Source organism: Alicyclobacillus sendaiensis NBRC 100866, from assembly GCF_001552675.1.
Lineage (GTDB): Bacteria > Bacillota > Bacilli > Alicyclobacillales > Alicyclobacillaceae > Alicyclobacillus > Alicyclobacillus sendaiensis.
Genome location: NZ_BCRQ01000070.1, coordinates 1 through 13,112, shown reverse-complemented (window position 1 = coordinate 13,112; position 13,112 = coordinate 1). Strand labels below are relative to the sequence as shown.

Genomic DNA, 13,112 nt, shown 5'->3' with positions numbered 1-13,112 from the left:
GGAGGATGCTCATTGAAGATCACCGACGAGACGGTGCGTCACGTCGCGAAGCTCGCGCGGCTGTGGCTTCATCCTCAGGAACTCTCGCAACTCGTTCCCCAGTTAAACGACATTCTCGAGTACGCCGCAACCCTGCAGAGCGTCTCGTTGGACGGCGTGGAGCCCACAAGTCATCCGTTCCATGAGGTGAACGTGGTGCGCCCGGACGTCCCACGCGAAAGCCTGTCGAGAGAGGAAGCCCTGCGCAACGCGCCAGAGGCGGATCAGGGCATGGTGCGCGTACCAGCCGTTCTGGAAGGAGGGGGCGGTGCATGAGCACACCGACGGTCAAGGGAATCCTCCAATCCATCGCGGCGGGGGAGACCACGGCGCGCGACTGGGTGGAGCAGTCGCTGCGCGCGATTCGCGAGGTGGACGGCCGCCTGAAGGCGTTTCTCCTCGTCGATGAAGAGCAGGCGCTCGCCGCGGCGGATCGGATCGATCGTGCTAAGATGTACCAGAACGCGCCGCTTCGCGGCGTTCCGTATGCCGCCAAGGACAACATCGTCACGCGAGGCGTGCGAACCACGGCCGCGTCGCGCATCCTCGAGAATTACATACCGCCCTATAACGCGACCGTGATCGACAAGCTCCAGCAGGCCGCGGCCGTGATGGTGGGGAAGACCAACATGGACGAGTTTGCGATGGGATCGTCCACGGAGACGTCCGCGTTCCAGAAGACCGCCAACCCGTACGGCGAGGACCGCGTGCCGGGCGGATCGAGCGGCGGTTCGGCGGCGGCGGTGGCGGCCGGATTGGTGCCGTTTGCGCTCGGATCTGACACGGGTGGCTCCATTCGCCAGCCGGCGGCGTTCACGGGTTGCTTCGGCCTCAAGCCCACGTACGGGCGCGTTTCCCGCTACGGGCTCATCGCCTTCGCGTCGTCCCTGGACCAGATTGGCCCCTTCACGCGGACGGCGGAGGACGCGGCGCTCGTGCTGAACGCCATCTGTGGGCATGATCCGCTCGATTCCACCTCGAGCCGCGAGCCGGTCCCGAACTTCGCGGACGGGATCGACAGGGGCGTGAAGGGCGTGCGCGTGGGCATCGTGCGCCACCTGCCGGAAGAGGGGCTTGAGCCGGGCGTGAAGGCGGCGGTCAATCGCGCCATTCAACAGCTCGAGGCGGAGGGCGCGGAAGTGGTGGAGATTGAGCTGCCGCACATGGAGTACGCGGTGGCGACCTACTATCTCATCGCGCCGGCGGAGGCGTCGTCGAACCTCGCGCGCTACGACGGCGTGCGGTACGGGCGGCGCGCGGAAGCGTCGAGCCTCCTTGAGATGTACGAGCGGTCGCGAAGCGAGGGCTTTGGCATGGAGGTCAAGCGCCGGATCATCATCGGCACCTACGCCCTGTCGTCCGGCTATTACGACGCGTACTACAAGCGCGCGCAGCAGATGCGGACGCTCATCCGCCAGGATTACGAGCGCGCGTTTGAGGCGTGCGACGTGATCGCCATGCCGACGGCGCCGACCACGGCGTTTAAGCTCGGTGAGAAGCTGGACAACCCGCTGCAGATGTATCTGAACGACATCTACACCATCCCGGCCAACCTCGCGGGACTGCCGGGCGCGAGTGTGCCGTGCGGATTTGTGGATGGACTGCCCGTGGGACTGCAGCTCATCGGCAGGCCGTTCGACGAGGCGACGCTCCTCCGCGTGGCGCACGCGTACGAGCAGGTGCGCGATTTCGCGTGGCCGAAACCGGTGCTGGGGGTGGCGGAATGAACTACGAGACGATCATCGGCCTCGAGGTGCACGTTGAGCTGAAGACGGACACCAAGATCTTCTGCGGCTGCCGCAACGACAGCAAGTCGGAGCCCAACACGAACGTGTGCCCCATCTGCCTCGGCCATCCCGGCACCCTGCCGGTATTGAACGAGCGGGCGCTGGAGTTCGCGGTCAAGGCCGCGCTCGCGCTGAATTGCAAGATCAACCAGAAGTCGAAGTTCGATCGGAAAAACTACTTTTACCCCGACCTTCCGAAGGGGTACCAGATCTCGCAGTACGACAAGCCCATCGGGGAACACGGGTACATCGAGATTGAGGTGAACGGCGAGACGAAGCGCATTGGCATCACGCGCCTGCACTTGGAGGAGGATGCGGGCAAGTCGATGCACGCGCCGGACGGATCGCACACGCTCGTCGACTACAACCGCACCGGCGTGCCGCTCATCGAGATTGTGTCGGAGCCGGACATCCGCTCGCCGGAAGAGGCGCGGTTGTACCTCGAGGCGCTCAAGAGCATCATGGAGTACTGCGACGTGTCCGACTGCAAGATGGAGGAAGGTTCGCTTCGCTGCGACGCCAATATCTCCTTGCGGCCCGTCGGGGCGAGCGAGTTCGGCAACAAGGTCGAGTTGAAAAACATGAACTCGTTCCGCTTTGTGCAGCGCGCGCTGGAGTACGAGGTCGAGCGGCAGCGCGAGCGATACGAGAGCGGCGAGCCCGTCGTCCAGGAGACGCGCCGCTTTGACGAGGCGACCCAGACGACGGTGTCGATGCGCACGAAGGAGGAGGCGCACGACTACCGCTACTTCCCCGAGCCCGATTTGGTCGATCTCGACATCGACGACGCGTGGCTCGAGCGAATCCGAGCCTCGCTGCCCGAGCTGCCGTCGGCCAAGCGGCGCCGCTACGTCGACGAGCTCGGCCTGCCTCCGTACGACGCCGGCGTGCTCACCTCGGATCCGAAGATGGCCGCGTACTACGAGGCTGTCGTGGCCGCTGGAGCCGACGCGAAACAGGCTTCGAACTGGGTGATGAGCGACGTCTCCGGCGCGCTGAACGCCGAAGGCAAGTCGTTCGCGGAGTGCCCCATTCGGCCCGAGCACCTCGCGGGGCTCATCGGTGAGATCGCGAGCGGTAAGATCTCGTCAAAGCAGGCGCGCGAAGTGTTCAAGCTGATGTGGGAGACCGGCAAGAGCGCGGCCGAGATCATCAAGGAGAAGGGCTTTGAGCAAATCAGCGATCCGGCCCAGCTTCAGCCCATCATCGACGAGGTCGTGGCCAACAATCCGAAGTCGGTGGCGGACTACAAGGGCGGGAAAGAGCGCGCGCTGGCGGCGCTCGTGGGTCAGGTGATGAAGGCGACGCGCGGCAAGGCCAATCCGACCCTGGTGAACGAGATGCTGATCGAGAAAATCAACAGCCTCTGATGGAGGGATGCGACGATGGCGAACTCCCAATCGCCGCCGGTCGCGGTGGGCGAGGAATACGAGGTCGAGGCTCTGCGCCAGAACGACGACGGCGATGGGGTCGCTCAGATCCGCGGGATGACGGTGTTCATCCCGTTTTTGCTGCCCGGCGAGCGGGCGCGCGTGCGCGTTGAGCGGGTGGAGAAGCGGTTCGCGCGCGCACGCGTGTTGGCGCGGGCGAACGACGCGCCGGATCGCGTCGGGCCGCAGTGTCCGGTGTTCGCGCGTTGCGGCGGCTGCCAGGTGCAGCACATGGCCTACGCGGCGCAGGTGGCGTGGAAGGAGGCCAGGATCCGGCGGATGGCGGAGCGTCTTGGGCTTGACGCCTCGCTCGTGCGGCCTATCGAGACCGCGCGCACGCCTTACCGCTACCGGAACCAGGTCCAGATGCCCGTGCGCTGGAATGAGGCAACGCAGCGCGCGGAGATGGGCTTTTTCGCGCTCGGCTCCCACGAGATGGCCGTCACGGAGACATGCCTCCTCGTTTCCGAGGCGATGGACGACGTCCTCCGCCGCGCCCGCTGGTTTCTCACGTCGCTTGGGCCGACGGCGCAGCTCGTTCACCACGTCATCGTGCGGCAGTCGCGCGCGACCGGCGACATGGCGGTGGTGTTCGCGCTGACAGCGGACGATCCGTCGCTGAAGCGATCCGTCGGCCGCTTCCACGCCCCGCAGGTTGCGCAGGTGGCCGTGACGGTTCAGCCGCGCGCCCACGGGCCCGTGTGGGGCGCGGCCGTCGAGGCGTGCAAGGGCGCGACCCACTTGGAGGAGCGCGTCGGCTGCCTCCGGCTCCGCCTGTCCCCGCGGGCCTTTTTTCAGGTACAGTCCGACATGGCGGAGCGCATGTACGCGTATGTCGTCCGCGCCGCCGAGGTTCGGGAGACGGACGTCGTGATCGACGCGTACTGCGGAATTGGCGCCATGACGCTGCTCATGGCGAACCGCGCGGCGAGGGCGGTGGGCGTCGACGAAGTGGAAGACGCCATCCAGGATGCGCGCGCCAACGCCAAGCTGAACAGGGTGGGATACGCCGAATTTGCCGTCGATCGCGTCGAGCGCTGGCTGCCGCGTTTTGTGAATGCGGGAAACCGAGCGGACGTGCTGGTGTTGGATCCGCCGCGCAAAGGCGTGGATCGGGCCGTCATCGAGGCTGCGGCTGAGGCGAACGTCGAGCGGCTGGTGTATGTGTCCTGCAATCCGGCCACCTTGGAGCGCGATCTTCGGCTGCTCACGGCGCGCGGATTCTACGTCGCGGAGATGCAGCCGTTTGACATGTTCCCGCAGACGTCGCACGTGGAGTGCGTGGTGGCTCTGAGGCGGGGGTAGTGTAGCCCCCAAATAAACTCTTGCAATCACAAATAAAGTCTTGCAGATGGTGAAATAAACTTTTGCAAATGGCGGGGAATGGAAGGGAAAAGGGTGAAGGGAACGAGGGGGAGGACAGGGAGAAGGGTAGGAGAAAAGCCCGGGATATCAGGGAGTGAGAGGGGTGAAGGGAATAGGGATGAGGGGGGAAGGGATGAGGGGAAATTGCAGGACATTGTTCAGTCAAAAATAATGTCTTGACAAAAAAAGCCGAGCCAAAAGGCCCGGCAAAGCGGGGATTTGTGCAGGACTTTATTTTGAATGGGAATAAATGTGAACGTAAGAATGCGGGTTCGCGGGGCGGAAATTGCAGGAGATTATTTTAGGGTGACAGGACTTCGCCGTGCGGCGCGACGGATCCTTATGGCCGACGGCCGGTGTCCGCTTCTGCGCAAATCGAGTGAATCCAATCGGCGATGTCTTCGAACACCTGCGGATGGACGTGCTGTGGCACGCGATACTCTTCTTTCGCTTTTCGGATATCGCCGTGGACTGACGGCATGAAAAGGTGATTGAGGTTCGGGTAGAGCTTGAATGTGGCGTTTGGCCTTTGGCCAAGCAGCCGGCGATACCCGTTGAAATCGCTGTCCACCGACACGTGAAAGTCCTTGTCGCCCTGCAGGATGAGGACGGGCTTCGTCCAATCGCGCAGGTAGCGCTCGCTCGGGTTGTTTCCCATCTCCTTCAAGTAGTAGGCCGAGATGCGGTGTCCCAACAGTTTCGTCGCCTTGGCCTCTTCGTCGCTGAGTTCGTGGAGGCGAGAACATTCGGCCGTCAACTTCGCAATCTGGCGCTCGGCGATGCGCTTCACGAAGCGATTGCGCAGGCGACGTAGAAACGCAAGATTTTGATCGATGAGGATCTCCTCAAGCTTCCGGGGCGATTCCGCCATGATGACGAGCCCTGCAAAATCCCCGCCCTCCGCGTCGATCCGCGGCGCCAGCATACCGCCCAAGCTGTGACCGATGAGAAAGACTCGGTTCGGTGCGATGCGAGGGTGTTGGCGCAGGAGCGCCGCCGCACGCAGGGCATCCTCGATGGCCTCTTCCCAGACGGTCACGTAGGGGAGCCGTCGCATTTGGTGGCGGTAGACATAGGTTCGCTTGTCGTAACGAAGCACGGCGATGCCGCGCGCCGCGAAACCCTCGGCGAGATCGCGAAACGGCGCGTTGTTGCTGATGCGTTCGTCCCGGTCATTCGGCCCGGAGCCGTGGACCAAAAGCGCGGCGGGCAAATTGCGCGCTTCTCCGTCCGGAAGCGACAGGCTACCCGGCAAGGGATGTTCCGTTTCGAAACCGACGATCACGTCCTCCTCGAGCAAGAGACGTTCCTCCTCGCTCTGCTCCGCTGCCGCGGTGCCTCACTCAGACGGGACGGGCTCGGCGAAGGCGGAGAAGTTCGGAGTCGTGTTCCAATGCGCGCACCGCCAAGGTCTCCAACATCCGATGATGCTGCGCTTGTGTGCCTCGGACGTCGACGATGTCCGAACGAAGTCCGGCGTACATCGTGTTGGTGGCGGCCACCATGGAGATGAGCTGGGTGAGATGGTGTTCGTGGCGCGTCAGCGTGAGGGATTGTTCGTCCAACAAGCGTCCATGCTCGCGGAGCAGGTTCGTGTGTTCGTTCAGCGTCTCGGTGTGCCGACGCAAGATCTCGGCGTGCGACACCAACTGATGCTCCACCGCGGAGAGGCGGGTTTCGACGCGGTCAAGCCGCTCTTCGACGCGATCGAGCCGCTCTTCGACGCGATCGAGCCGCTCTTCGACGCGATCGAGCCGCGCGGCAACGTCCCGTTGAAAGTCGGTAACAAGAACCTGCAGCCCCTCGAGAGCCGTCAGAATGGCCTGCGACTGTTCTTCCATGCGCATTCACTCCTTCATGAGGACGAGGGATTTGGCGACGACGAGCATGGGGTGAAATCGATAGAGCGATGATAACCCGATTCAAAAAGAGGATCAAGAGGTTCGATCTTATATTTTTGTAAAATTCATCTCTTCATCTAGCGGAATATTCGGGAGGTAGGAGGCAAGGTTCCTCCTTCGGGGACCTGCGCATCACTCTGCAAAATACGGCTGGATACGCTACGATGACTCTATCACCACGAAGGTCTCCGATCACGCCAATCTGTCTCTCTTGCCATCATACCACGGAACGGTCGCGCTCGAACGCGACGTTTCTCTCAGAGACCAGCCCGATTCAGCTCTTCGGAGGTATCGATGTGCTGCGAGCAGTCAACACGCCAAACCGCCTGGGCATTGAGATCAGCGGAGATGTCGAAGATTTCCATGTGTTGTATGACGCCCTTTCGAAACTCGCAGGAGATGAAGACAAGTGGCCTTATCTGGAGGAGGCTCGGCTTCGTATCCTCGCGGTGTGCTATGATCTCCGCCATGCGTTGCAGGGGCATCATGAGGTACAAACGTACGACAACGGGTTGCTGCCCGAAATCATCCGATCCCGGGGCCGGCTCGGGCCTCGAGAAAACATACGCTTTGCCTTTAAGATCCTCTATCCCGAAGCCATGTTTGTCGCGGCCGCGCTGAACGACTTCCTGTTCATCTATCAAGGACCTCACGGCGAATCCATTGCATCTCGACAACCAGCTGATCAAATGGACCTCAACATTGTGTATGGGCGGTACTTTCAGGCGCTTGTGCTTCGCTGCGCGGAGGAAATCACCAGCAAAAGAGGCTATAAGCGCCTGCGCAAGGCGATGAACACCCAGTTCCCTTGGACGCATCAGTACTTCAGTCAATACCTGGACTACCTCGACGAGGAGTTTGTGCGGAAACGCCCCGAGCGGCGTGGCGTGATTCTGCCAACGCTTGTCGAACGCATGACGTCGAAGGGGCCGGAATACCAGGAGGTGGTTCGTTCGATTCGAGAATTTGCGGACGAGCACGGGTGTGAACCGGGGCAGGTGAGCTTTGTCGACGAGATCGACTGGGACAACCTCGAGTGGTGAGCGCGTCGGCGGTTTGGGATTGGGGCGGCTTTCGCGCAAGGCGCGGCGCAAGTCTCAGAACTTCACGTGGCCGACGCCGATCTCGTCCGCGCGATGGTCGCATCTTGCGGCGTACGCAGCCAGAAACGGTGCCTGCAGCTCGCGGAGATCGGATACGGAAAATGAGACGGCGAGCCCCGTCCAAACGCGGTGCTTCCTCTGCCCGCGGTTGTCCACCGGATGCGGCGCGGGCGAAAACGGTGGGATCGTCCGGGAACTACCTGGAAACCGGGCGACTCTACTGTCCCGATGTTCGATGGTAGACATACCCTCCTGGGCGCAGCCCTTGGATGCATGCCGCAGCGGGCCCCAGTTTCTTGCGGAGGCGGGATACGAGCTTGGCAATGCCTTTCGGGTTGATGTGCCCCCGCCAGAGGGCCTGGGCGATCTCGTCCCGGCTCACGATCTCACCCTCGCGGTGGATCAGGAAGTCCAGTAACTTTGCCTCCATTTCGGAGAGTGGAACGAGGCGATGGTCGATCAGCAGGCAGCGTTCGCTCTGCTTGTAATGGACGCCAAGCCCGAGGTTGACGGATGCAAAGGGAATCGAGGGCAAGCCGTCCGGCACGCGGAATCGCCGGAGAAACGTGTGCGCATCGCCGCCGATGAACGTGCGAATCGCGCAGAGCGGATTCATCAAAAAACCTGAGACGCCGAGTTCCCGACCGCGCTCCCAATCCCGCGCTGTCAGCTCTGAACCGACCAACACGTAGTGCAGTTGGTGTCGCGGAGCCGACTCGAGCATTCGCCAGAAGTCATCGGTCAAGGCGAGCGCTCCGTCGATAAAGATATCTTCTGAATGGGCAGCGCCGAGTGCTGCGGCTCGTTCGGCTGTCCTGCACGTCCGAAGATCACATCCCTCCAGGATGAGACCAAGCATATGCGCTAGACACCATTCGTCCGTGCACACGATGATGCGCATGGGTTCACGCTCCCGACCATCCACGCAAGGTGCTTCTTCTCAAGTCTACACATTCTTGTTCAATATCCCATGTCCGGAAATGCTATTGCTAGCAAAATGCTAGCGAACTTCCTGCCGTCGATCACGTAGACTATCGTAAGAATCTATCAGACTTCATTCTCTGCAGACTTGGGAGGTCTAAAAGGTGAAACTCAGGCAGATGGCAGGTTTGACTCATCATGGCAGGTTTAGGGCTTGTTCCCGGGAGCCCAACTGTGGCTGCTGATGACAATGGCACCGTGGGCCCATTGGGGGTATATTTTCCACACATCAGTGCGTCTCAGGCCCTCGCCCTTCCGGGAGGCGAGGGGACCCTTACTGCAAACGTCTGGCGCTCGTCATATGTGTCTCAAACGGGCAATGCGCTGACTTGGGACTGGCAGGTGTCTGCGGTCTACGCCGGGCCCCGCAGTGTGGAGTGGATTCGGACGCAATGGTATAGTCAGGCAGACTTGAGAAATGGCGCATCCATTTCGATGGGTCTCTCTGGTGATTCCGCAAGTGCATCATATTCCTCTTCGTGGCAAGCTGTGAGAACTGCGCCAAAGTATTGGACGAACAACAATGGCGCTAAGGAATCAGATTATCGAGGCAATCTGGTTATCGGCCCAGCGGTCGATTACCGACAAGGTTCGATTGTGACGGTCAACACCGCCAGCGTGAAACTTGCCGGTGATCCGAAGATCTACACCATCAGCGCCGGAGTGTGATCCATGAACTGCATTCGAAGTTGGGAGACCCGCATGTTTGTCTCGCTCGGTGTTCTGACCACCGTGTTCGCCATGACAGCCTGCGGTTCGCAGCACGCCTTCCAGAACGCCGTCGTCATTCCCAGGCCGTTGAACGATCACGAGTACGTGATCGAGGACCCGGTCAATCAGCGGTTCGTCCTATATGACATGAATCGCAAGGTTGCCGTCAGTTGGACCAATGTGCCCAACGAGTTCGTTTACAATTTCGCGACGCCCTCCGACGTCTACACCATCGGCAACAGCCTGACGAACCACTTTTCCATCGTGCGTCTGGTGGACGGCAAGGTCGAGACCCTGTATTCGCTTCCCGATCAGGCTCACGACGCCGTATTTCCGCTTGCCACGAACGGCCGAATGATGTTCTTTCTCTTGGTGCATTATCGCGACGACGGCACCGAAGTCTGGCGCCACGTCGTGCAATGGGATCTCGGTTCGAAAGCGCTCCTTCCGTTCCAACACGTGGACGGCGCTATTGAGCAGGGCGCTCTAGTGGGAACAGACCTGTACTACACCGTCATCCGCCCCGATCAAAGCAGATGGCTGTATCGCGTGGACGGGACGCGTCTCAATGCTCGGCCGACTCTGGTTTCCACGCGATGGGGTGAGGGACCGGTGCTCTCGTGCAAAGGTGAACTGCTCGCGGTGCGCGGGCATCGCCTGATGTTCGGCGGACACACATGGCCCGTGAGCGCCGTCAATTGGATAACAGAAAATGGGGTCCTGATTCAATTTGACGAAGACGAGAACACGTTGACCACGCGCGCCGACGTGTACAATGTCGCGGACGGTCGGCGCTTGGGCGGAGCCGTCAACGTCGAGGGGTTTCGTTGGGTGGAAAACGGCATTCAATTGGATTGCAGCGGGCATGTCGAGACCGTGGTTTGGGGTGCAAGCGCCACAGGCGGAGCGATGCGCGAATGATCATCCTTCAGGAGCTTCGCAAACGATACGGCGGACGCGAAGTCTTGAGCGGCATCTCGGTCACCTTCCAGACGGGGCTCGTGCACGTCATCACGGGGGTAAGCGGCTCAGGAAAGACGACGCTCCTGCAGATCCTGGCTGGCTACGACGATCCGACCTCCGGGGCGATCCAGATGCAGAAGCCATTGCGACTTGAGTACGCTCCTCAGGACTTTCTTCTCTTTTCCAACTTGACAGTTTGGCAGCATATGCAGCTGAAAGCAGCTGCTCGGCACCTGGACGAGGGATGGTACGAGCGCGCGCAACGGCTGTTGGCCGATCTCGGAATGGCCTCCTACGCGCGCTCGCGAATCAGCATGTTGTCGGGGGGCGAGAGGCGGCGCATTCAACTCGCCCTCGCGTTGTTGGCGCCTTGCGATGTGCTTTTGTTGGACGAACCGACGTCGAACCTCGATGCGATGGCTTCGGAGCATGTGTGGGCCACGTTAGCGCGGGAAGGTGCGGGCAAAACCATGATTATCTGCAGTCATGCACCGGTACCGGAGCAATTCAGGCTTGTGAGGTGGCAATTGCGGGGAGGTCTGCTCGATGGGGAGAAATGACGAGCATTTGCGCAGCGCCGCCCGAATGATGCGAGCCAAAGCGCCGATTCAGTTTCGCATCGCCGTCGCCACCCTGTTCGTTGCCGCCTTGGCGCTATCGACGCTGGGCTTATTCGGGTGTCGCGTCGCCCAGGATGCGAAGCGCCAATTTGCCATGAACCCGGCTCTTCACGTGATCCTGGTGAACTCCGTGTCCTTGGAAGGGCAGGAACTGCCGCGTCACGTCGATTGGCAAGATCGCGAGCGCATTCAACAAACGCTCGATCAATCATTTCCCAACGCGGGCGCCCGGGCATGGAACGTCTATCAGATCAATTTCGGCATCACCGATTCGGAAGGCTACACAGATTGGGTGGAGTCGGTGGATCGAGATGCCACCGCGCTCCTCGGCCTCGCGCAGATGCGAAATGATACCGCCTATACGCCATCGTCCAAGGCGTCGCGCTTGATGCTGTACGTTCCAGCCGTTCGCCAAACGCGAGGCGGATATGAAAGTGATCGTCGCACTCCCATGGCCTTTTCACGCGTTGAGCGGCTTTCTCGGCAAGCTCCGCTCGTGACGCTTGCTTCCGCGTGGGATGCAGAGAGCCTCAACGGTCGCCCGCTCTTTGTCTCCTATGACACCTACCGCACCATCTTGGCGCGTGCGTTCGGTCAGCCCTTTCCGGACTTGATCCGCGCACTTGCTCGAGGCCGAGACCTGGGGATTGAGCCCATTGCGTGCGTTGCGGTGTACGTCCCTCACTTGGCGGATGTCGACCAGGTGGCCAGCATCCTCACGGCACACCATGATAACGTCGCGTACGCACTGGGGGTGTTTCAACAACTTTCCTCCACCTGGCGCAATGGGGCTCGTCTGGCCGTCGGATTCATCGCGGTGATGCTCATGGCCACATGCCTCAGCGCATGGCTGGCCTTTCGCGGTGATTTACGGCGCTCTCGAACCGATCTCGGCATCCTTCGCCACTTCGGCTTCTCTTTTCGAGAAGTGGCTCGCATTTATCACCTGAGGTTCCAAAGGACGTTCCTGGTCTGCGCTGGCGTCACGGCCGTGTACACGCTTGTCGCTGGTGCGCTTCTCTTTCGTCTTCCTGCGTATGTCTGCGTCGCGCTTGCGTGTGTCGGCGCTGGTTTCGTAGGCCTCGTGTCCATGGCCCTGGCGCGAGCTGCGCGGAAAACGGCCGTCATCCAACTCTCACATCTGCTCCGATTCTCCAAGGAGATGGAATGAGCAGAGGAGGACGCATGCTGCTCATTCGGTCGACGCATACCGTCCATCGGGCCCTCAGCGGCTCACGGCAATCAAGAAGGGCAGATACACAAAGCTGAGGGCCGTCGTCACGGCAACCACCATCGACGTCCACTCTTCCGCCACCTCGTAGCGGCTCGCGAGCGCGACGGTGTTGACCGCAGCCGGCATGCTCGCCTCCACGAACAAGACGGCCGCGAGTAGGCCCCGGATGCCGAGCGCCATCAGCAACAGCTTCGCCGCCACGGGCACCATCACGACGCGCAGGATCACGCCGATCCACACGCTTTTGCGCGCGGCGGCAGACCAGCGCGTTCGCCCGAGCTGCACGCCGAGAATCAGCAAGACGACGGCCGCGTAGGCGTCGCCGAGCAGTTTGGCCGCCGTGGCCAAGCCTCCAGGAAGCGGATGGTGAACAAGCGACAGCACCACGCCCAGCACGCTAGCATAGAGCAGCGGCGATTGATACAGCGCCTTCAGACCGCTTCCGCCTCCGCGCCCGCTCGCAGCAATGGACACGCCGAGCGTGTTCACGAGGAGAATTTGCAGGATGACGTAGATGGTCCCGAGCGCGAACCCCTGGATCCCGAAGGCCAAGAGCAGCACGGGCAGCCCGTAGTTGTTGGAGTTGCTGAAGATGGTCGTCAGCACAAGCGCCCGGGATGTGGCGCGATCCAGGCGAAACAGCCGACCCGCCATCCATGCCATCAGCCAACAAATCGCGGTCATTAAGGCGGTGAACCCAACGATTTGCACGACGTGATCGCCGCGCAGGTTGGCCGAGGGCAGCGCGGACAGGATGAGCGCGGGAGCCAACAGGTACAGCGCGACGGTGGAGAGCGATCTCGTCTCGACCTGCTGATACCGCGCCACGAGCGCGCCAGCGACGCAGATGAGGAGGATGGGCACTGTGATGGTCCAGAGCAGGTGGAGAAAGTTCATGTGACAACCCCATATCTCGGCGATCTCGACCACGAAACTTCGGCCACGTCACTCTTTCTCTTCGACACCGGAATTCTCCTG

General features: G+C 61.4%; 13 protein-coding genes. 8 read left to right on the top strand and 5 right to left on the bottom strand.

Annotated features, from left to right (window positions below; translation table 11 throughout):
- From gatC to rlmD, 4 genes are all read left to right on the top strand, one after another.
- Positions 1 to 315: Asp-tRNA(Asn)/Glu-tRNA(Gln) amidotransferase subunit GatC (gene gatC, locus AS26_RS12005; RefSeq protein ID WP_373278195.1), on the top strand; the 315-nt coding region annotated here is incomplete at its 5' end.
- Positions 312 to 1,766: an Asp-tRNA(Asn)/Glu-tRNA(Gln) amidotransferase subunit GatA gene (gene gatA, locus AS26_RS12000; protein ID WP_062309844.1), complete on the top strand. Its 1,455-nt coding sequence runs from the start codon at positions 312 to 314 to the stop codon at positions 1,764 to 1,766. The genes gatC and gatA, both read left to right, overlap by 4 nt.
- Positions 1,763 to 3,196: an Asp-tRNA(Asn)/Glu-tRNA(Gln) amidotransferase subunit GatB gene (gene gatB / locus AS26_RS11995; protein WP_062309842.1), complete on the top strand. Its 1,434-nt coding sequence runs from the start codon at positions 1,763 to 1,765 to the stop codon at positions 3,194 to 3,196. Before gatA ends, gatB begins: the two co-directional genes overlap by 4 nt.
- Positions 3,197 to 3,211: 15 nt before the next feature.
- On the top strand, positions 3,212 to 4,561 hold the full coding sequence (gene rlmD, locus AS26_RS11990; protein WP_062309840.1) for a 23S rRNA (uracil(1939)-C(5))-methyltransferase RlmD: 1,350 nt from the start codon (positions 3,212 to 3,214) through the stop codon (positions 4,559 to 4,561).
- A gap of 400 nt (positions 4,562 to 4,961) precedes the next feature.
- Here the strand turns inward: rlmD and AS26_RS11985 are convergent, their stop codons facing one another.
- Positions 4,962 to 5,921 carry an alpha/beta hydrolase gene (locus tag AS26_RS11985; protein WP_062309838.1) on the bottom strand — a complete coding sequence of 320 codons (960 nt, stop codon included), beginning with the start codon at positions 5,919 to 5,921 and terminating at the stop codon, positions 4,962 to 4,964.
- Between the two features lie 43 nt (positions 5,922 to 5,964).
- Positions 5,965 to 6,462, bottom strand: a complete 498-nt coding sequence (locus tag AS26_RS11980; RefSeq protein ID WP_062309836.1) for a hypothetical protein — start codon at positions 6,460 to 6,462, stop codon at positions 5,965 to 5,967.
- 356 nt (positions 6,463 to 6,818) lie between these two features.
- Here AS26_RS11980 and AS26_RS11975 point away from each other — a divergent pair, with 356 nt between their 5' ends.
- Entirely contained in the window at positions 6,819 to 7,565 is a 747-nt protein-coding gene (locus AS26_RS11975; RefSeq protein ID WP_062309834.1) for a DUF6904 family protein, read from the top strand.
- 54 nt (positions 7,566 to 7,619) lie between these two features.
- Here the strand turns inward: AS26_RS11975 and AS26_RS14295 are convergent, their stop codons facing one another.
- Both AS26_RS14295 and AS26_RS11970 read right to left on the bottom strand, forming a co-directional pair.
- Positions 7,620 to 7,871, bottom strand: coding sequence for a hypothetical protein (locus AS26_RS14295; protein ID WP_157068497.1), 252 nt, complete (start codon positions 7,869 to 7,871; stop codon positions 7,620 to 7,622).
- Positions 7,843 to 8,526 carry a winged helix-turn-helix domain-containing protein gene (locus tag AS26_RS11970; RefSeq protein ID WP_062309832.1) on the bottom strand — a complete coding sequence of 228 codons (684 nt, stop codon included), beginning with the start codon at positions 8,524 to 8,526 and terminating at the stop codon, positions 7,843 to 7,845. The genes AS26_RS14295 and AS26_RS11970 overlap by 29 nt, the downstream gene beginning before the upstream one ends.
- A 752-nt stretch (positions 8,527 to 9,278) precedes the next feature.
- On the opposite strand from AS26_RS11970, the gene AS26_RS11965 reads away from it, so the two are divergent.
- Genes AS26_RS11965 through AS26_RS11955 form a run of 3 tightly spaced genes read left to right on the top strand, consistent with a single transcriptional unit; the run spans position 9,279 to position 12,071 of the window.
- On the top strand, positions 9,279 to 10,238 hold the full coding sequence (locus tag AS26_RS11965) for a hypothetical protein (protein ID WP_062309830.1): 960 nt from the start codon (positions 9,279 to 9,281) through the stop codon (positions 10,236 to 10,238).
- Positions 10,235 to 10,840 carry an ATP-binding cassette domain-containing protein gene (locus tag AS26_RS11960; RefSeq protein WP_062309828.1) on the top strand — a complete coding sequence of 202 codons (606 nt, stop codon included), beginning with the start codon at positions 10,235 to 10,237 and terminating at the stop codon, positions 10,838 to 10,840. The genes AS26_RS11965 and AS26_RS11960 overlap by 4 nt, the downstream gene beginning before the upstream one ends.
- Positions 10,827 to 12,071: a hypothetical protein gene (locus AS26_RS11955; protein ID WP_062309825.1), complete on the top strand. Its 1,245-nt coding sequence runs from the start codon at positions 10,827 to 10,829 to the stop codon at positions 12,069 to 12,071. The genes AS26_RS11960 and AS26_RS11955 overlap by 14 nt, the downstream gene beginning before the upstream one ends.
- A 54-nt stretch (positions 12,072 to 12,125) precedes the next feature.
- Here AS26_RS11955 and AS26_RS11950 read toward each other — a convergent pair whose 3' ends face one another.
- Positions 12,126 to 13,031, bottom strand: coding sequence for an AEC family transporter (locus AS26_RS11950; protein WP_062309823.1), 906 nt, complete (start codon positions 13,029 to 13,031; stop codon positions 12,126 to 12,128).
- Positions 13,032 to 13,112: the final 81 nt, after the last annotated feature.